At 60.6% G+C, this 18,590-nt stretch carries 16 protein-coding genes; 12 read left to right on the forward strand and 4 right to left on the reverse strand.

From position 1 onward, the window contains the following. Positions 1–3: 3 nt before the first annotated feature. Positions 4–549 (reverse strand): gamma carbonic anhydrase family protein, encoded by a 546-nt coding sequence (locus CAF79_RS03110; RefSeq protein ID WP_085696514.1) that lies wholly within the window; start codon positions 547–549, stop codon positions 4–6. A gap of 62 nt (positions 550–611) precedes the next feature. Here CAF79_RS03110 and prlC point away from each other — a divergent pair, with 62 nt between their 5' ends. The 3 genes from prlC to CAF79_RS03125 all read left to right on the forward strand — a co-directional run bounded on the left by prlC (position 612) and on the right by CAF79_RS03125 (position 5,132). Beyond that, positions 612–2,690: an oligopeptidase A gene (prlC, locus tag CAF79_RS03115; RefSeq protein ID WP_170929691.1), complete on the forward strand. Its 2,079-nt coding sequence runs from the start codon at positions 612–614 to the stop codon at positions 2,688–2,690. Further along, positions 2,687–2,977: a YheV family putative zinc ribbon protein gene (locus tag CAF79_RS03120; RefSeq protein WP_007953955.1), complete on the forward strand. Its 291-nt coding sequence runs from the start codon at positions 2,687–2,689 to the stop codon at positions 2,975–2,977. Before prlC ends, CAF79_RS03120 begins: the two co-directional genes overlap by 4 nt. Positions 2,978–3,089: 112 nt before the next feature. Further along, on the forward strand, positions 3,090–5,132 hold the full coding sequence (locus CAF79_RS03125) for a M3 family metallopeptidase (protein WP_085696516.1): 2,043 nt from the start codon (positions 3,090–3,092) through the stop codon (positions 5,130–5,132). Here the strand turns inward: CAF79_RS03125 and CAF79_RS03130 are convergent. Continuing rightward, positions 5,119–5,763, reverse strand: coding sequence for a dual specificity protein phosphatase family protein (locus CAF79_RS03130; protein ID WP_085696518.1), 645 nt, complete (start codon positions 5,761–5,763; stop codon positions 5,119–5,121). The genes CAF79_RS03125 and CAF79_RS03130 overlap by 14 nt on opposite strands. Before the next feature lie 296 nt (positions 5,764–6,059). Here CAF79_RS03130 and CAF79_RS03135 point away from each other — a divergent pair, with 296 nt between their 5' ends. The 3 genes from CAF79_RS03135 to CAF79_RS03145 are packed head-to-tail and all read left to right on the forward strand — an operon-like array spanning position 6,060 to position 9,901. Continuing rightward, positions 6,060–6,800: a gluconate 2-dehydrogenase subunit 3 family protein gene (locus tag CAF79_RS03135; protein ID WP_085696520.1), complete on the forward strand. Its 741-nt coding sequence runs from the start codon at positions 6,060–6,062 to the stop codon at positions 6,798–6,800. A gap of 2 nt (positions 6,801–6,802) precedes the next feature. Then, positions 6,803–8,587, forward strand: coding sequence for a GMC family oxidoreductase (locus CAF79_RS03140; protein WP_085696522.1), 1,785 nt, complete (start codon positions 6,803–6,805; stop codon positions 8,585–8,587). A 12-nt stretch (positions 8,588–8,599) separates the two neighbouring features. After that, the gene (locus tag CAF79_RS03145) at positions 8,600–9,901 is read left to right on the forward strand and encodes a cytochrome c (RefSeq protein WP_085696524.1); all 1,302 of its coding nucleotides are present in this window, start codon (positions 8,600–8,602) and stop codon (positions 9,899–9,901) included. 53 nt (positions 9,902–9,954) lie between these two features. On the opposite strand, the gene CAF79_RS03150 is transcribed toward CAF79_RS03145, so the two are convergent. After that, complete coding sequence (locus CAF79_RS03150; RefSeq protein WP_085696526.1) at positions 9,955–10,257, reverse strand: hypothetical protein; 303 nt, start codon at positions 10,255–10,257, stop codon at positions 9,955–9,957. Positions 10,258–10,491: 234 nt separating this feature from the next. On the opposite strand from CAF79_RS03150, the gene CAF79_RS03155 reads away from it, so the two are divergent. From CAF79_RS03155 to CAF79_RS03165, 3 genes are all read left to right on the forward strand, one after another. Further along, entirely contained in the window at positions 10,492–11,550 is a 1,059-nt protein-coding gene (locus tag CAF79_RS03155; RefSeq protein WP_085696527.1) for a PA0069 family radical SAM protein, read from the forward strand. Positions 11,551–11,789: 239 nt separating this feature from the next. Next, positions 11,790–12,521, forward strand: coding sequence for a carbonic anhydrase (locus CAF79_RS03160; protein ID WP_085696528.1), 732 nt, complete (start codon positions 11,790–11,792; stop codon positions 12,519–12,521). 90 nt (positions 12,522–12,611) lie between these two features. Next, a complete protein-coding gene (locus tag CAF79_RS03165; RefSeq protein ID WP_085696529.1) occupies positions 12,612–14,138 on the forward strand; it encodes a SulP family inorganic anion transporter in 1,527 nt (508 codons plus the stop codon). Positions 14,139–14,189: 51 nt separating this feature from the next. On the opposite strand, the gene CAF79_RS03170 is transcribed toward CAF79_RS03165, so the two are convergent. Further along, a complete protein-coding gene (locus CAF79_RS03170; protein ID WP_007953981.1) occupies positions 14,190–14,822 on the reverse strand; it encodes a hypothetical protein in 633 nt (210 codons plus the stop codon). Between the two features lie 369 nt (positions 14,823–15,191). Between CAF79_RS03170 and coxB the strand changes: the two genes are divergently transcribed. The 3 genes from coxB (at position 15,192) to CAF79_RS03185 (ending at position 18,573) form a co-directional block, all read left to right on the forward strand. Further along, a complete protein-coding gene (coxB, locus tag CAF79_RS03175; RefSeq protein ID WP_085696530.1) occupies positions 15,192–16,319 on the forward strand; it encodes a cytochrome c oxidase subunit II in 1,128 nt (375 codons plus the stop codon). Positions 16,320–16,401: 82 nt separating this feature from the next. Further along, positions 16,402–17,994, forward strand: a complete 1,593-nt coding sequence (gene ctaD, locus CAF79_RS03180; RefSeq protein ID WP_085696532.1) for a cytochrome c oxidase subunit I — start codon at positions 16,402–16,404, stop codon at positions 17,992–17,994. A gap of 27 nt (positions 17,995–18,021) precedes the next feature. Then, a complete protein-coding gene (locus tag CAF79_RS03185) occupies positions 18,022–18,573 on the forward strand; it encodes a cytochrome c oxidase assembly protein (RefSeq protein ID WP_011331799.1) in 552 nt (183 codons plus the stop codon). Positions 18,574–18,590 lie beyond the last annotated feature (17 nt).

Raw genomic sequence — 18,590 nt, forward strand, 5'->3', positions numbered from 1 at the left:
AAGTCAGAGCTGGTCGTAGCCTTCGGCCAGATGCAGATCCTTGAGCTTCACGTAGTTCGCCGCGCTGTAGGTAAAAAAGGCGTTTTCCTTGTCGGTCAGCGGGCGAACCTGTTTCACCGGGCTGCCCACGTACAGAAAACCGCTTTCCAGACGCTTGCCCGGTGGCACCAGGCTGCCGGCGCCGATGATCACGTCGTCCTCGACCACCGCGCCGTCCATGACAATGCTGCCCATGCCGATCAACACGCGGCTGCCGACGGTGCAACCGTGGAGCATGACCTTGTGGGCGATGGTCACGTCATCGCCGATCAGCAGCGGGAAGCCATCCGGGTTGAACGGGCCGGCGTGGGTGATGTGCAACACGCAGCCATCCTGCACGCTGGTGCGTGCACCGATGCGGATGCGGTGCATGTCGCCGCGGATCACGGTCAGCGGCCAAACGGAGCTGTCTTCGCCGATTTCGACGTCGCCGATCACCACCGCCGAGCCGTCGACAAAAGCGCCTGTGCTCAAGCGTGGGGTGTGATTCTGGTACTTGCGAAGGGACACGATTGGTTCTCTCTCTGTCGCCGATAGCTGCGGTGGGTGTCGATTGTAATTAAGATGGGCGCATGTTTCTTCCAGCCAAGGTGCCAACCGTGAGCGTGAACAACCCTCTTCTGCAGTCCTACGACCTGCCGCCGTTCTCCGCGATCCGTGCCGAACACGTGCAGCCGGCCATCGAAACCATCCTGGCCGACAACCGCGCCGCCATCGCCGAAATCCTCAAGACCCAGGGCCGGAACCCGACCTGGGCCGGGCTGGTGCTGGCGATGGACGAACTCAACGATCGCCTGGGCGCTGCCTGGAGCCCGGTCAGCCACCTCAATGCCGTGTGCAACAGCGCCGAACTGCGTGAAGCCTACGAGGCTTGCCTGCCGGCATTGAGCGCCTATTCCACCGAGATGGGCCAGAACCGCGAGCTGTTCCAGGCCTATGAAGCCCTGGCCAACAGTCCGGAAGCCGCCGGTTTTGACGTGGCGCAGAAAACTATCCTGGAACACGCCCTGCGCGACTTCCGCCTGTCGGGTATCGACCTGCCGGAAGCCGAACAGAAGCGTTACGCCGAAGTGCAGAGCAAGCTGTCCGAGCTGGGCAGCCGCTTTTCCAACCAGTTGCTCGACGCCACTCAGGCCTGGACCAAGCACCTGACCGACGAAGCCGCCCTCGCCGGCCTGACCGACTCGGCCAAGGCGCAAATGGCTGCCGCCGCACAGGCCAAAGGTCTCGATGGCTGGCTGATCACCCTGGAATTCCCGAGCTACTACGCGGTGATGACCTACGCCCAGGACCGCGCGCTGCGTGAAGAAGTCTACGCCGCCTACTGCACCCGTGCGTCGGATCAAGGTCCGAATGCCGGCCAGAACGACAACGGCCCGGTGATGGACGAAATCCTCGACCTGCGTCAGGAGTTGGCCAAACTGCTCGGTTTCTCCAGTTTCTCCGAGCTGAGCCTGGCCACCAAAATGGCCGAATCCAGCGATCAGGTGCTGAGTTTCCTGCGCGACCTGGCCAAGCGCAGCAAACCGTTTGCCGCCCAGGATCTGCAACAGCTCAAGGCTTACGCCGCCGAGCAGGGCTGTGCCGATCTGCAAAGCTGGGACAGCGGTTTCTACGGCGAAAAACTCCGTGAACAACGCTACAGCGTCGCCCAGGAAACCTTGCGCGCCTACTTCCCGATCGACAAGGTATTGGGCGGACTGTTCGCCATCGTCCAGCGTCTGTACGGCATCGAAATCGCCGAACTGAAAGGCTTCGACACCTGGCATCCGGACGTGCGCCTGTTCGAAATCAAGGAAAACGGTCAGCACGTCGGCCGCTTCTTCTTCGACCTCTACGCCCGCGCCAACAAGCGCGGCGGTGCCTGGATGGACGGCGCCCGCGACCGTCGCCGCACCATTGACGGCGTGCTGCAAAGCCCGGTGGCCAACCTGGTGTGCAACTTCACCCCGGCCGACAGCGGCAAGCCTGCGCTGTTGACCCACGATGAAGTCACCACCCTGTTCCACGAATTCGGCCATGGCCTGCATCACCTGCTGACCCGCGTCGAACATGCCGGTGTATCCGGCATCAACGGTGTGGCGTGGGACGCGGTCGAGCTGCCGAGCCAGTTCATGGAAAACTGGTGCTGGGAGCCGGAAGGTCTGGCGCTGATTTCCGGCCACTACGAAACCGGCGAGCCGCTGCCACAGGATCTGCTGGAAAAAATGCTCGCGGCCAAGAACTTCCAGTCCGGCCTGATGATGGTGCGTCAGCTGGAGTTCTCGCTGTTCGACTTCGAACTGCACGCCACCCACGGTGACGGCCGCAGCGTCGCGCAGGTTCTGGAAAGCGTGCGCAACGAAGTCTCGGTGATGCGTCCTCCGGCCTATAACCGCTTCCCGAACAGCTTCGCGCACATCTTCGCCGGCGGTTATGCGGCGGGTTACTACAGCTACAAATGGGCGGAAGTGCTGTCGGCGGATGCCTTCTCCAGGTTCGAAGAGGACGGCGTACTCAACGCCGACACCGGCCGCGCCTTCCGCGAAGCGATTCTGGCCCGCGGTGGTTCGCAGGAGCCGATGGTGCTGTTCGTCGACTTCCGTGGCCGTGAGCCGTCGATTGACGCACTCTTGCGCCACAGCGGCCTGAGTGAGGACGCGGCAGCATGAGTGAGGCGCCCGTGAAGACCAAAAAACGCTTTATCGCCGGGGCGGTCTGCCCGGCGTGCAGCGAGCCGGACAAACTGATGATGTGGAGCGAGGACGATGTCCCGCACCGCGAATGCGTGGCGTGCGGCTACAGCGATACGCTCAATGCCCAAGGGTTGTCGGTTCCGAAGGAACTGGGTACGCGGGTCAACACCAGCGCGCTCAAGCCTGCCCCGGACAAGACGGTTCAGGCGGTGCAGTTCTTCCCGAACCCGAAACTGAAGAAAAAGCCCGACGAGCAACACTGATCCAGAACCACCTTCTGCCGAATACCGGTGGAAGGTGGTATTGGCTTAACACCTGTCCCCCGCACTTGCTTCGTAGGCTGGCCTTTTGCGCCACGCCTCGAAGGAAGCTGCCATGCCCGACACCAATCCCCTCCTACAACACTGGATCCTGCCACCCTGGCCAGCGATTCGCGCCGAGCACCTGCTGCCGGCCGTCAACCGCATCATTGCCGACAATCGACAAATCATCGCCCAGGTTATCGCCAGTCAGGCCGAACACCCCGGCTGGGACGATCTGGTAGTGAGTATCGATGAGGCCGATGCCCGCCTCGATGAAGTCCGCTCGATTCTCGAAACGTTGTCGATAGTCAGGTCCGACGATGCGGTCTGGCTTGTAGAAAGCGCCAAGGCATATCTGGCGATCAATCAGTACCATGCTGAAAATGCCCTCAATCGCCCGTTGTACGAGACCTATCAGCGTCTGGCGCAAAGTTCGATCGCCGGGAGTTTCGATGAATCGCGCGCTATCGCTCTGGCGGGGATTCTGCGCCGATTCAAGCAGTCGGGCATTGAGCTTGCGGCTCAACAGCAACAGGAACTGGCGCGGTTGAACCTCGAGATCGGCGGGTTGGAGTTCGCGTTTCTGGAAAATCTCGAACGCTGGGCCGAGGCGTGGAGCAAACGTGTCGACGATATTGCGCTGCTCGCGGGCCTCTCGCAGGCGATGAAGGATCGTCTGGCTCTCACCGCACGCCAGGCCGGCCATGACGGCTGGCTGATCCGACTGGACCAGAACACCTGCCAGCACATCCTCAAGTACGCCGAGAACCGCGCGTTGCGACAGGAATGCTACGTTGCCTACATGACCCGTGCCTCTGATCGGGGCCCGCTGGCCGGGCGCTTCGATAACGGCCCGGTGCTCGCGGGGCTGCTCGCCTTGCGCCAGCAGAAAGCCCGTTTGCTCGGCCATGAAAACGCCGCGCAATTGAGCCTGGCAAATAACAGCGCCGGGACCACGGCGTGGGTCAGTGATTTTCTCCAGCGTCAGGCGATGCATCTGGTACCGACTCTCGCGCAGGATGCAGAACAACTGGCAGCCTTTGCGCAGCAACGCGGGATCGACCGGGTCCAGCCGTGGGATGAAGATTTCCTCGCCGAACAATGGCGCCAGCAGCAGTTTCCCGGCGCACTGGAAAACCTGCGTGATTACTTTCCGCTCGAGGGCACCCTGCGCAGGCTTTTTCTGTTCTGCGAGCGGATGTTCGGGATCCGCATCGTCGAACAGTCCGGCGGCGGGCGCTGGCATGCCAATGTGCGTCTGCTGGAAGTCAGCGAGCATGAGCAAGTGGTCGGCTACATCTACCTCGATCCGTTTCATCGCGAAAACGCGGTGGACTTCCCCGGCACCTCCACATTGCGCAATCGTCGGATCAACGCCGAAGGCCGCCCGGCGCTACCGATTGCCCTGCTCTACAGCAATTTCACACCGGCCACCGCCTCCCATCCATGCCGGCTCGAAATCGACGATCTGCAGGTGCTGTTTCATGAGTTTGGCCACTGCCTCCAGCACGTGCTGACGCGCTCGCCCCATCACAGCCTGTCCGGCATCCTGCAACTGGGCCATGAAGCGGCGGAGTTTTCCGGGAAACTGTTCGAGCAATGGTGTCTATCGCGGGAGTTTGTGCTGTGGCTCGGCGCGCACTTTCAGACCGGCGAGCGCTTGAGCGCCGCGCGGGTTGACGCGGCGCTGTCAGCCAGTCAGGCCCATTCCAGCCGGCAACGGGCCTTGTTGCTGATGGGGGCGATGATCGATTTCGAGCTGCACCTGACCCACGGCGACGGCCGCTCGACCGAGGAGGTGTGCACTGAAGCGCAACGCCGCCTCGGCCATCTGCAACTGCCGGACGATCACCGGTTCGCCAATGGATTCGATTACATGGTGACCCAGTACGACGCTTCGGTTTACGCCTACATCTGGTCGGACGTACTGGCCAAGGAAGCGTTCAAGCGTTTCAGCCGCGACTGGGTGTTCAACGCGCAAACCGGTCGAGAGTTTCGTACAACGTTCTTTTCGCCGGGTGCGGGGCACCCGTTACTGGACGCGGTGGAAGCGTTCATCGGCCGGCCAGTTACCGGCCTCGTTGACGGAGAAGCCGGGCGAGTTACTTCAGATTGACCGTCTGAAACCAGCTCTTCATCGAGCACGTGGCAAACGCGCTGGTGCTGCAATCACCATTGGCCAGCGCAGTGCGCAATTTGTCGACATCGGCCTGCATCACGTAGCGCACGCCGTCCTTGAAATGGCCGCTTTCGCCGAAACCGCCCTGGGTCATTTCGTTCAGGGCGTCTTCCTTGCTCCAGCCCTGCACGACGATCCGGTACATCGCCGCCATCAGGCCGGTGCGATCGGAGCCGTGCTTGCAGTGCATCAACACCGGGCCGTCGGCTTCGGCGGACTGGATTGCACGCAGAGTCTTGAGCACATCACTGTCGTCCACGTGATTGGTGCGATAGGGCAATTGCACCTGATGGATACCGGGAGCCTTGAGCCAGTTGGAATCCGCTTCCGGCAGGAAGTTGATGACCGTGGCCACCTTCAGCTTGTTCAGCAACGGTACCGCGCCGTCGTCGGGAAGCGCACTGCGGTACAGCGTGGGCGACATCTGGAACAGGTTGTATTGCACTTCTACCGGCTGCGCCCATTCGACGGGACGAGAAGCCGGGGTTTGCGCAGCCTGAGCAGGAATCCAGCTGAACAGCGCAAGGAGCGACAAACAAAATGCGGAGGAAAAACGCGTCAGGAACATGCTTTGCGGCGACCGTGTGGGTTTCGTCAGAGAGGGCCTCAGCTTGCGAGCCACGCAGTCAAATCCCTGTGAGGCGCTTGTAAAAGAATCGTGAAGACACCGGGTTCCTTGGTCGAAATGCGCTCTTTTTTGGCTTGATCGGTTCATCTCGTTGCTTAGCCTGCTACCATTTGTCACATGATGTTGCAGACGCGTCCCTCTTTCCCTGTCATTCCGGCCACGTCGCAGCCAGAAAATTCTTGAGTCGTTCGCAGAAACGGCTGACAACCATCAATGCCTGATGAGGTGCATCCCCCATGTCTGATGAAGATCGAGACAACCCGCGGCGTGACTTTTTGCGCAAATCCCTGACCCTGATTCCGGTCGTCACCCTCGCCGGCAGCGGTCTGGGCAGCACGGTGCTGCAAGCCGCGCCTGAAAGCGCGCCTGCCCCGGCAAAAGCGGCCGCCGTTGAAGCCAGCCCTTATCAGCCGAGCTACTTCACTGCCGAAGAGTGGGCGTTCATCAATGCCGCTGTCGCGCAATTGATCCCCAACGATGCGCAGGGTCCGGGTGCACTCGAAGCCGGCGTGCCGGAATACATCGACCGTCAGATGAACACGCCGTACGCCGCCGGTGCCCTTTGGTACATGCAGGGCCCGTTCAATGCCGACGCTGCGCCGGAGATGGGCTGGCAGAGCAAACTGGTGCCGAAAGAGATCTATCGCCTTGGCATCGCCGCCACGGATCAGTGGGCAAAATCCATCAACGGTAAAACATTTGCCGAGCAAGACAGCGCTACCCGAGACGATCTGCTCAAGCAGCTTGAAGCTGGAACACCGCAATTCGACGCTGTTCCGGCGAAAATTTTCTTCAGTCTTTTGCTGCAAAACACCAAGGAAGGGTTCTTCTGCGACCCGATCCACGGCGGCAATAAAGGCATGGTCGGCTGGACCATGATCGGCTTCCCCGGCGCCCGCGCCGATTTCATGGATTGGGTGGAACGCAACGAGCAGTACCCCTTCCCGGCAGTTTCGATTCGCGGCGAGAGGGCGTGAGCATGGCAACGGTAATGAAAAAGGTCGACGCGGTGATCGTCGGTTTCGGCTGGACAGGCGCGATCATGGCCAAGGAGCTGACCGAGGCAGGCCTCAACGTGCTGGCGCTGGAACGCGGGCCGATGCAGGACACCTACCCTGACGGCAACTATCCTCAGGTGATTGACGAACTCACCTACAGCGTGCGTAAAAAACTCTTCCAGGACATCTCCAAGGAAACCGTCACCATCCGCCACAGCGTCAACGACATCGCCCTGCCGAACCGCCAGTTGGGCGCGTTCCTGCCGGGCAATGGCGTGGGCGGCGCCGGGCTGCACTGGTCGGGCGTGCACTTTCGCGTCGACCCGATCGAGCTGCGCATGCGCAGCCACTACGAAGAGCGCTACGGCAAAAGCTTCATCCCCAAGGACATGACCATCCAGGACTTCGGTGTCAGCTATGAAGAGCTGGAGCCGTTCTTCGACTTCGCCGAAAAAGTCTTCGGCACCTCCGGCCAGGCCTGGACCGTCAAAGGCCAGTTGGTCGGTCAGGGCAAGGGCGGCAATCCGTACGCCCCGGATCGTTCGAACCCGTTTCCGCTGGAAGCGCAGAAGAACACGGTTTCCGCACAGCTTTTCGGCAAAGCGGCTACGGAGGTGGGTTACAAACCCTACAACCTGCCTTCCGCCAATACGTCGGGTCCGTACACCAATCCTTACGGCGCACAAATGGGTCCGTGTAACTTCTGCGGTTTCTGCAGCGGTTACGTCTGCTACATGTACTCCAAAGCGTCGCCGAACGTGAATATTCTGCCGGCGCTGAAGCCGCTGCCGAACTTCGAACTGCGGCCCAACGCCCACGTTCTGCGGGTCAACCTCGACAGCACGAAAACCAAAGCCACCGGCGTCACCTACATCGACGGCCAGGGCCGCGAGATCGAGCAACCGGCCGATCTGGTAATCCTCGGCGCGTTCCAGTTGCACAACGTGCGCCTGATGCTGCTCTCCGGCATCGGCAAACCGTACGACCCGGTCAGCGGTGAAGGCGTAGTCGGGCGCAACTTCGCTTACCAGAACATGGCCACCATCAAGGCGTTCTTCGACAAGGACACCCACACCAACAACTTCATCGGTGCCGGCGGCAACGGTGTGGCGGTGGATGACTTCAACGCCGACAACTTCGATCACGGACCACACGGTTTCGTCGGTGGCTCGCCGATGTGGGTCAACCAGGCCGGCAGCCGACCGATCGCCGGCACCTCCAACCCGCCGGGCACGCCGGCCTGGGGCAGCGCGTGGAAACGCGCGACCGCCGATTACTACACCCACCAGGTGTCGATGGACGCCCACGGTGCGCATCAATCCTACCGTGGCAACTACCTCGATCTGGATCCGGTGTACCGCGATGCCTACGGCATGCCGCTGCTGCGGATGACGTTCGACTGGCAGGAAAACGACATCAAGATGAACCGCTTCATGGTCGAGAAAATGGGCAAGATCGCCGAGGCCATGGGCCCGAAGGCCATCGCCGTGATCGGCAAGAAGGTCGGCGACCACTTCAACACTGCGTCGTACCAGACCACCCACCTCAACGGTGGCGCGATCATGGGCACCGATCCGAAGACCAGCGCGCTCAATCGCTATCTGCAGAGCTGGGACGTGCACAACGTGTTCGTTCCGGGCGCCTCGGCGTTCCCGCAAGGCCTGGGTTACAACCCGACCGGCCTGGTCGCCGCGCTGACCTACTGGTCGGCGAAAGCGATTCGCGAGCAATACCTGAAAAACCCCGGCCCGCTGGTTCAGGCTTAAGGAGCGATGACCATGAAAACTCTCGTTATCGCGACCCTGGCCCTGCTCGGCAGCGTGGCCGTTCATGGCGCCGAAGTTGATCAATCCCTGATCAAACAAGGCGAATACCTCGCCCGCGCCGGCGACTGTGTGGCCTGCCACACGGCCAAGGACGGCAAGCCGTTCGCCGGTGGCCTGCCGATGGAAACCCCGATCGGCACAATCTACTCGACCAACATCACCCCGGACAAAACCGGCGTCGGTGACTACAGCTTCGAGGACTTCGACCAGGCCGTGCGGCATGGCGTGGCCAAAAACGGCAGTACCTTGTACCCGGCGATGCCGTACCCGTCCTACGCCCGCGTCAGCGAAACCGATATGCAGGCGCTCTACGCCTACTTCATGCACGGCGTTGCCCCAGTGGCACAGGAAAACAAAGCCAGCGATATTCCGTGGCCACTGAGCATGCGCTGGCCGCTGACGGGCTGGCGCTGGCTGTTCGCGCCGAAAGTCGAGGATTACAAAGCCGCGTCGGACGATGCCGTGGTCAGCCGTGGGGCGTATCTGGTGGAAGGCCTCGGACATTGCGGCGCCTGCCATACGCCACGAGCCCTGACCATGCAGGAAAAATCCCTGAGCGCGGCCGAAGGCAACAGTTTTCTGTCAGGCAGTGCGCCGCTGGAAGGCTGGATCGCCAAGAGCCTGCGCGGCGACCACAAGGACGGTCTCGGCAGCTGGAGCGAAGAGCAACTGGTGCAGTTCCTCAAGACCGGTCGCAGCGACCGCAGCGCGGTGTTCGGCGGCATGAGCGACGTGGTCACCCACAGCATGCAGTACATGACCGACGCCGACCTGACCGCGATTGCCCGTTACCTGAAATCGCTGCCGGCCAATGACCCTGCCGACCAGCCGCACCAGTACGACGAGAAAACTGCCAAGGCCTTGTGGAACGGGGATGACAGCCAACGTGGCGCGTCGGTGTACATCGATAACTGCGCGGCATGCCACCGTACTGACGGCCACGGCTACACCCGGGTGTTCCCGGCGCTGGCGGGCAACCCGGTGCTGCAATCGGATGACCCGACGTCGCTGATCCACATCGTGCTCAAGGGCGGTACCCTGCCGGCAACGCACACGGCACCGTCCACCTTCACCATGCCTGGCTTCGCCTGGCGCCTGTCGGATCAGGAAGTGGCGGATGTGGTGAGCTTTATTCGTGGAAGTTGGGGTAACAAGGCATCGGCCGTTACAGCCAAAGATGTTGCAAAGTTACGCACGGACGACATGACCACCACATCAACCGGCGATCTTGGACAAGTCACCAGTCATAACTAAATAAAACAACCCCTGCATGAATAAACATGCAGGGGTTATATATTCAACCGCTGTTACGGATTGGTAATGCTGACGTAGGCTTTAGCCAGGGCAATCAGTTTGGCTCGATCCTGCTCACCCACTTCTCCATCCCGATCCACATCGTGATTCAAACGGCCAAGACTGAAGGTACGCCCGCCGTCGCTGGACGTTGCGGTAACAAAAATCGGGTCCACCAGCATTTCAGTCTGCTGGCGAGCCTCGGCATCCCAGCCCAGTTCCTTGCGCGCCAGTTGCATGGAAACCAGTGTATTGGGCTCCGAAGGACCGGGTTGCATCATTTGCAGAAAAATTCCACGAGAATTAAAAAACGACATTATCAAATCCCTTTGTCTTTCATTTGATCAAGTGTTGTAAAGCGAAGTGGATGCTAGGGATATCAACAACAAACCACCAGCCAACTTGTGTTTCTTTAATTTGCACTCGAATAAAGTTCGTTATTTAAATAGGTAAGTAACTAACCCTGTCAATTATCAATCGACGCCGAACGGTAGTGGATCATCCGGCCTTCGACGGATACTGTATGCATATACAGATCAAGGAAACCCGTCATGACCACCCCCTTGCCCCCGCGCGGTCGCGGCACCGCCACCAACCCGCACAACCGCTTTGCGCCGAGTCGTTCGGTGGCCGAGGATGACGGCTGGTATCAGGAAGTACCCTTGACCCAGGGCACCGAAGTCAGTTTTGAAACCGCGAAGACCATCATCACCCGCAACACCTCGCCGGACCTGCCCTTCGACCGTTCGATCAATCCCTATCGCGGTTGCGAGCATGGCTGTATTTATTGCTACGCACGGCCCAGCCACGCCTATTGGGACATGTCGCCGGGGCTGGATTTCGAAACGAAGCTGATCGCCAAGACCAACGCCGCCCAGGTGCTGGAAGAACAGCTGGGGAAAAAAGGCTACCAATGCGCGCCGATCAACCTTGGTTCCAACACCGATCCCTATCAGCCGATCGAACGTGAACACCGGATCACCCGCCAGATCCTCGAAGTGCTGCTGCGCTACCGGCATCCGGTGACCATCGTCACCAAGGGTTCGCTGATCCTGCGCGATCTCGACCTGCTCACCGAACTGGCGCAACAGCGGTTGGTGGCAGTGATGATCAGCCTCACGACCCTGGATGATGAACTCAAACGCATCCTCGAACCCCGCGCCGCCGCGCCCAAGGCCCGGCTGCGGGCGATCCGGGTCATGCGCGAGGCAGGGGTTGCGGTGGGTGTGCTGTGTTCACCGATGATTCCGATGATCAACGACAGCGAAATCGAAAGCCTGCTGACCGAAGCCCATGCCGCCGGCGCCCAGAGCGCGGCCTACATGATGCTGCGGCTGCCGCTGGAAGTGGCGCCGCTGTTCGAGGAGTGGCTTGAGGCTCACTACCCGCAGCGCGCTGCCCATGTATTGAGCCTGATCCGCCAGAGTCGTGGCGGCGAGCTGTACGACAGCCGTTTCGGCGCCAGGATGCGCGGTGAAGGGCCGTTTGCCGACCTGCTCGCCCAGCGTTTCGCCAAAGCATTGAAACGCCTTGGGCTCAATCATCGCGAAGGCTTCAACCTCGATTGCACGGCCTTCTGTCCGCCGGGGCGCCAGATGGCGCTGATTTAGAAATTATTGGCCCTCTGATTGAGAGGAAGGAATGCCAGGCCGGGTTTACGTCAGTCACGTTTTTTGTGACCTGGAACACACGTTCTAGAGCGCTTCATTCAGTTTGAGTTAAGTTTCGGCGGTTACCTTGTTCATCGAGTGACTGATGGGTCGGGATGGCCCGGATGTTCTGAACAGCCACTGGCTTCACACCGGAATACACGGGAACGACTCCCCGAATCCGCCAATGAGGATGAATCATGAGTGACAAGGATAATCAGCCGTTGGCTGCGTCGGCGCCAGCCGCCTCCGTGGCGGAATCCGCCGATGCAGCGTTGAAGCATATCGTTGACGGTTTTTTGCATTTTCATCATGAGGTCTTTCCGCAGCAGGAAGAACTCTTCAAGAAACTCGCCACGGCCCAGTCGCCAAGGGCGATGTTCATCACCTGCGCCGACTCGCGCATCGTGCCCGAACTGATTACCCAGAGTTCGCCCGGCGATCTGTTCGTGACCCGTAACGTCGGCAACGTCGTGCCACCCTACGGCCAGATGAACGGCGGCGTTTCCACCGCCATCGAATACGCGGTACTGGCCCTTGGCGTGCAGCACATCATCATTTGCGGCCATTCCGATTGCGGCGCCATGCGCGCAGTGCTCAATCCGGGCAGCCTGGAAAAAATGCCGACGGTCAAAGCCTGGCTGCGCCACGCCGAAGTGGCGAAAACCATGGTGCATGACAACTGCAACTGCACCGACGAAAAAGAAAGCATGCCGATCCTCACCGAGGAGAACGTCATCGCCCAACTGCAGCACTTGCGTACCCATCCTTCGGTAGCCTCGCGAATGGCGAACGGTCATCTGTTCATCCATGGCTGGGTCTACAACATCGAAACCAGCGAAATCAAGGCTTACGACGCGGATCAGGGTTGCTTCCTGCCGCTCGACGGCAGCCATCCGATCCCGGTGGCGACGCCCAAAGCGCGCTTCTGAATCCTCCTAAAAATCTGTGTGGTTTGACGCCGGCCGCTGTTTCAGCGGTCCGGCATCGCCACGCCTGAAGAAAACTTCGGGAGTATCGCCATGCGTGCGGCTCAATTGAAAGCTGTATTGCCACGGGAGCTGCTCGCTTCAGTGGTTGTGTTTCTGGTCGCCCTGCCACTGTGCATGGGCATTGCCATTGCGTCAGGGCTGCCGCCGGCCAAAGGCCTGATCACCGGGATCATCGGCGGTCTGGTGGTGGGCTGGCTGGCGGGTTCGCCGTTGCAGGTCAGCGGGCCGGCGGCGGGTCTGGCGGTGCTGGTGTTCGAGCTGGTGCGCCAGCACGGCATCGAAATGCTCGGGCCGATCCTGCTGCTCGCCGGTTTCCTGCAACTGGTAGCGGGACGCCTGAAACTCGGTTGCTGGTTCCGGGTCACGGCGCCAGCGGTGGTATACGGCATGCTTGCCGGGATTGGCGTGCTGATCGTGCTCTCGCAGGTGCATGTGATGCTCGACGCTTCGCCCAAACCCTCCGGCCTCGACAACCTCACGGCCTTCCCCGGCGCGGTGGCGCAGGCCTTGCCGTCCGTTGGCTGGCAGGCCGGGTTGCTCGGGCTGTCGACCATCGCCGTGATGTGGCTGTGGGAGAAATTCCGCCCACATTCGCTGCGCTTCATTCCGGGTGCATTGCTCGGTGTCGGCCTGGCGACAGGTGCCAGTCTGCTGCTGGCGTTGCAGGTCAAACGTGTTGAAGTGCCGGCGAATCTGGCCGAAGCCATCGACTGGCTGAAACCGGCGGATCTGCTCAGTCTGGCTGACCCGACGCTGCTGATCGCCGCGTTCGCCGTGGCCTTCATTGCCAGCGCCGAAACCCTGCTGTCCGCCGCCGCAGTGGATCGCATGCACAGCGGCCCGCGTTCGGATTTCGACCGTGAACTGTCGGCACAAGGCGTCGGCAATATGCTCTGTGGTCTGGTCGGCGCACTGCCGATGACCGGGGTGATCGTACGCAGTTCGGCCAACGTCCAGGCCGGTGCCACCACGCGTTACTCGACGATTTTTCATGGCCTGTGGCTGCTGGCCTTTGTGCTGTTGCTGTCGAGCCTGTTGCAGAGCATTCCGGTGGCGAGTCTGGCGGGCGTCCTGGTCTACACCGGCTTCAAACTGGTGGATCTCAAAGCGTTCCGCGGTCTGGGCCGCTATGGCCGGATGCCGATGTTTACCTACGCCGCCACGGCGCTGGCGATCATCTTCACTGACCTGTTGACCGGCGTGCTGATCGGTTTCGGCCTGACCCTGGTGAAACTGGCGTTCAAGGCCTCGCGCCTGAAAATCAGCCTGATCGATCTGCCGCAGGAAGGTGAAATGGAGTTGCGTCTGGTGGGCGCGGCAACGTTCCTCAAAGTGCCGGCACTGACTCAGGTGCTGGGCAGCATTCCGCCGGGCACGACGGTGCATGTGCCGCTCAACAATCTGAGCTACATCGACCATTCGTGTCTGGAACTGCTCGAAGAGTGGGGCCGGGCGAATGTGGCCAAGGGGGCGAAACTGTTGATCGAGTCGCGCGGGTTGAAACGCAGGCTTGAGGGACGGATCCGCACCACCACCGGGATCGGTGCGGCGGGCTGAAAACATTTGGGGGAACAGAGCAATCTGTTCCCCCAATCGTTTGCGCAGAGATCAAGCCGCAGGCTGATCCAGCTCCAGGCCCACGCCCAGACGGCGGCTCATGCACGGCCAGCGTTTCCACGCCGCGCCGGTGTCCGGGCTGCTGAGTTTCTCGCGGTAGGCTTCCACCGACTCCAGCGCAAAGCTGTCGTCGTCGAGCATGCTGTCCACTGCGTGATGCACCACTTCGTCGAGTTGGTTGGCAAACTCCTCACCGATCAACTGGTGAGCAATCAGATTGGCGACCGTCATGTCCAATGGGATCAGTGGCTGGCCGAAATGCTTGATGTACAGGTCGTTGACCTCTTCGACAAAACGGTGTGCCAGATAGGCCTCGTCCAGCAGACTGTCCAGGCCCACGGGCGGCTGGATGAAGTACTGTTCGGCGATTTTCAGCACCGGTTTGATCTGCGACTCGATTCCCGCTTCCCTGGCGACTTCATTGGCTGCATCCAGCAGGTCTGGCACTTCGTCGATGTAGGCGGCGACAAAACGCGTCAGCACGCCGTTGGCGTCGGTTTCCGGCAACTGGATGGCCGGATGCAGGTGTTGCAGTTGGGCTTCCAGCTGACGGGTCAGCTTTCCGGTTTCAATCTCGTGTTGTCGGGCTATATGTATTTGCTCGCGCAATGCGGCGGTGTTCATGAAAACTCCAGGAAACAAGGCAATGAAATAGGGAAGACATAACTTAGCTGGCTTACGAAAAATGCTAAGACGCATTTGTCATAATTATTTCATCCTTGATGCACCGGCGTTATATCGGTTTGCCACCACTCGTCTGCATCCTTCTCCATCCGTGCCCTTGAACGCAAGTGCCAGCTGTTTCATTCGATTTACGTCCGCACATTGCATTTTTCAGCGGCTGTCTATACTCGCCAATGAATGGAGTTAGCTGATGACGCCCGACTGCCCACGCAGCAAGGCCCGGCGATTCAAGTTCGTAGTCTGATGCAGCCGCTCCCTTGCCTCTGGTGAAAGCCGGCGGGATAACAAGAACGATAAGGGGAACCCGCAATGATGCGACATCCACACGTCTGGATGGGCCTCCTGTTGTGGTCGATTTTCAGCCCGGCGCAAGCTGCCTGGACTGTGAATATGGCGCCTGGAGCGACTGAAATCAGTCACGCAGTATTCGACCTGCACATGACCATTTTCTGGATCTGTGTGGTAATCGGGATCATCGTCTTCGGCGCCATGTTCTGGTCGATGATGGTGCACCGCCGTTCTACCGGGCAGGTCGCCGCAAAATTCCACGAAAGCACCACCGTCGAAATTCTCTGGACCGTCGTCCCGCTGCTGATCCTGGTGGCGATGGCCGTTCCGGCGACCGCGACCCTGATCAAGATGTACGACACCAGTGAGCCGGATATCGATATCCAGATCACCGGCTATCAGTGGAAGTGGCACTACAAATACCTGGGCCAGGACGTCGAGTTCTTCAGCAACCTGGCCACGCCCGCCGAACAGATCCACAACAAGGAAGCCAAGGGCGAGCATTACCTGCTTGAGGTCGACAAGCCGCTGGTGCTGCCGACTGGCGCCAAGGTGCGCTTCCTCGTGACCTCCGCTGACGTGATCCACTCCTGGTGGGTGCCGGCCTTCGCGGTCAAGCGCGATGCGATTCCCGGATTCGTCAACGAAGCCTGGACCCGCATCGACAAGCCCGGCATTTACCGAGGCCAGTGCGCCGAGCTGTGCGGCAAGGATCACGGCTTCATGCCGATCGTGGTCGACGTCAAAGACAAGGCCGATTACGACAAATGGCTCGCCGAACGCAAGGCCGAAGCGATGCAGCTCAAGGAGCTGACCAGCAAGGAATGGACCCTCGACGAGCTCAAGGAACGTGGCGACAAGATCTACCACACCACCTGCGTCGCCTGTCACCAGGCTGAAGGCCAGGGCCTGCCTCCGATGTTCCCTGCGCTCAAGGGCTCGAAAATCGCCACCGGTCCGAAAGAGGCGCACCTGAGCATTGTCTTCCACGGCAAGCCCGGCACCGCCATGGCGGCGTTCGGCAAGCAACTCTCGGAAGTCGATATCGCAGCGGTCGTGACCTACGAACGTAACGCCTGGGGCAACAACAAGGGCGACATGGTCACGCCAAAAGAAGTGCTGGAGCTGAAACAGGCGGAAAGCAAATGAGCCGGTCTATTGCGTACTTCGTGAACCGGTCGGAGCCCTGCGCCCCGGCCTGCCCAGTCCACTCACATGAAGGAGACCGGCCATGAGCGCTGTCATCGATGACCACGGTCATGCCGACCACGACCACGCACACGGCCCCGCCAAAGGCCTGATGCGCTGGGTGCTGACCACCAACCACAAGGACATCGGCACGCTGTACCTGTGGTTTGCGTTCTGCATGTTCCTGCTCGGCGGCTCGTTCGCCATGGTGATCCGCGCCGAGCTGTTCCAGCCCGGCCTGCAGATAGTCGAGCCGGCGTTCTTCAACCAGATGACCACCATGCATGGCCTGGTCATGGTGTTCGGTGCGGTGATGCCGGCGTTCGTCGGTCTCGCCAACTGGATGATCCCATTGATGATCGGCGCGCCGGACATGGCCCTGCCGCGGATGAACAACTTCAGCTTCTGGCTGCTGCCGGCGGCGTTCCTGCTGCTGGTCTCGACCCTGTTCACCCCCGGTGGCGGGCCGAACTTCGGCTGGACGTTCTATGCCCCCCTTTCCACCACCTACGCGCCGGAAAGCGTGACGTTCTTCATCTTCGCCATCCACCTGATGGGGATCAGTTCGATCATGGGCGCGATTAACGTGATCGCCACCATCCTCAACCTGCGCGCCCCCGGCATGACCCTGATGAAAATGCCGCTGTTCGTCTGGACCTGGCTGATCACCGCGTTCCTGCTGATCGCGGTGATGCCGGTGCTGGCCGGGTGCGTGACGATGATGCTGATGGACATCCACTTCGGCACCAGCTTCTTCAGTGCCGCCGGTGGCGGTGATCCGGTGCTGTTCCAGCATGTGTTCTGGTTCTTCGGCCACCCCGAGGTGTACATCATGATCCTGCCGGCCTTCGGCGCCGTCAGCCAGATCATCCCGACTTTCTCGCGCAAGCCGCTGTTCGGCTACACCTCGATGGTCTACGCCACGGCGAGCATCGCGTTTCTGTCGTTCATCGTCTGGGCGCACCACATGTTCGTGGTGGGCATTCCGCTGGTGGGCGAGTTGTTCTTCATGTACGCGACGATGCTGATTGCGGTGCCGACCGGGGTGAAGGTGTTCAACTGGGCCAGCACCATGTGGCAGGGTTCGATGACCTTCGAGACGCCGATGCTGTTCGCCGTGGCGTTCGTGATCCTGTTCTCCATCGGCGGTTTCTCCGGGCTGATGCTGGCCATCGCCCCGGCGGACTTCCAGTACCAGGACACCTACTTCGTGGTCGCGCACTTCCACTACGTACTGGTGCCGGGAGCGATCTTCGGGATCTTCGCCTCCGCCTATTACTGGCTGCCGAAATGGACCGGCCACATGTACGACGAAACCCTGGGCAAGCTGCACTTCTGGCTGTCCTTTGTCGGCATGAACCTGACGTTTTTCCCGATGCACTTCGTCGGCCTGGCGGGCATGCCCCGGCGGATTCCGGACTACAACCTGCAGTTCGCCGACTTCAACATGGTGTCGTCGATCGGCGCGTTCATGTTCGGCGCCACGCAGATCTTCTTCCTGTTCATCGTGATCAAAACCATCCGTGGCGGCGAACCGGCTCCGGCCAAACCGTGGGATGGCGCCGAAGGTCTGGAATGGAGCGTGCCGTCACCAGCGCCGTATCACACCTTCACCACACCGCCGGAAGTGAAATGAACCCTGTAGCCGTTGAGGGCCGCCACCATGGCTGACTCGATTTCGATGAAGAAGCTGGTCACCCGACTGCTCGGCGTGGTGGTGGCGATGTTCGTCTTCGGCTTTGCCCTGGTGCCGATCTACGACGTGATGTGCAAGGCGTTCGGTATCAACGGCAAGACCGCCGGGCAGTACGAGGGCGAGCAGACCGTCGATGCTTCGCGGCAGGTCCGGGTGCAGTTTCTGTCGACCAACACCGCCGACATGCCGTGGGATTTCTATCCCAAGCATGACGAACTCACAGCCAACCCCGGCGCGGTGAACGAGATGATCTTCATCGCCCGCAACCCGACCGACAAACCGATGAGCGCGCAAGCGGTGCCGAGCATCGCGCCGAGCAATGCGGCGGCGTATTTCCACAAGACCGAATGCTTTTGCTTTACCCAGCAGGTGCTGCAGCCCGGTCAGCAGATCGAGATGCCGGTGCGTTTCATCGTTGACCGCGACATGCCCAAGGACGTGAAGCACCTGACGCTGTCCTACACGCTGTTCGATATCACCGCCCGACATCCTCCGGTGGCTGCAAACACTGGCGGTTAAGCGTGCCCGATAAGGAG

This window comes from Pseudomonas sp. B26(2017) (genome assembly GCF_002113045.1).
Lineage (GTDB): Bacteria > Pseudomonadota > Gammaproteobacteria > Pseudomonadales > Pseudomonadaceae > Aquipseudomonas.

Excerpts from the sequence above, each read along its gene's own strand:
- CAF79_RS03160 (WP_085696528.1), top strand. The coding sequence starts at position 11,790 with ATGAGTGACAAGGATAATCAGCCGTTGGCTGCGTCGGCGCCAGCCGCC.
- CAF79_RS03140 (WP_085696522.1), top strand. The coding sequence starts at position 6,803 with ATGGCAACGGTAATGAAAAAGGTCGACGCGGTGATCGTCGGTTTCGGC.
- CAF79_RS03130 (WP_085696518.1), bottom strand. The coding sequence starts at position 5,763 with ATGTTCCTGACGCGTTTTTCCTCCGCATTTTGTTTGTCGCTCCTTGCG.
- CAF79_RS03185 (WP_011331799.1), top strand. The coding sequence starts at position 18,022 with ATGGCTGACTCGATTTCGATGAAGAAGCTGGTCACCCGACTGCTCGGC.
- prlC (WP_170929691.1), top strand. The coding sequence starts at position 612 with ATGTTTCTTCCAGCCAAGGTGCCAACCGTGAGCGTGAACAACCCTCTT.
- CAF79_RS03155 (WP_085696527.1), top strand. The coding sequence starts at position 10,492 with ATGACCACCCCCTTGCCCCCGCGCGGTCGCGGCACCGCCACCAACCCG.
- CAF79_RS03135 (WP_085696520.1), top strand. The coding sequence starts at position 6,060 with ATGTCTGATGAAGATCGAGACAACCCGCGGCGTGACTTTTTGCGCAAA.
- CAF79_RS03165 (WP_085696529.1), top strand. The coding sequence starts at position 12,612 with ATGCGTGCGGCTCAATTGAAAGCTGTATTGCCACGGGAGCTGCTCGCT.
- coxB (WP_085696530.1), top strand. The coding sequence starts at position 15,192 with ATGATGCGACATCCACACGTCTGGATGGGCCTCCTGTTGTGGTCGATT.
- CAF79_RS03145 (WP_085696524.1), top strand. The coding sequence starts at position 8,600 with ATGAAAACTCTCGTTATCGCGACCCTGGCCCTGCTCGGCAGCGTGGCC.
- CAF79_RS03150 (WP_085696526.1), bottom strand. The coding sequence starts at position 10,257 with ATGTCGTTTTTTAATTCTCGTGGAATTTTTCTGCAAATGATGCAACCC.
- CAF79_RS03120 (WP_007953955.1), top strand. The coding sequence starts at position 2,687 with ATGAGTGAGGCGCCCGTGAAGACCAAAAAACGCTTTATCGCCGGGGCG.
- CAF79_RS03170 (WP_007953981.1), bottom strand. The coding sequence starts at position 14,822 with ATGAACACCGCCGCATTGCGCGAGCAAATACATATAGCCCGACAACAC.
- CAF79_RS03125 (WP_085696516.1), top strand. The coding sequence starts at position 3,090 with ATGCCCGACACCAATCCCCTCCTACAACACTGGATCCTGCCACCCTGG.
- ctaD (WP_085696532.1), top strand. The coding sequence starts at position 16,402 with ATGAGCGCTGTCATCGATGACCACGGTCATGCCGACCACGACCACGCA.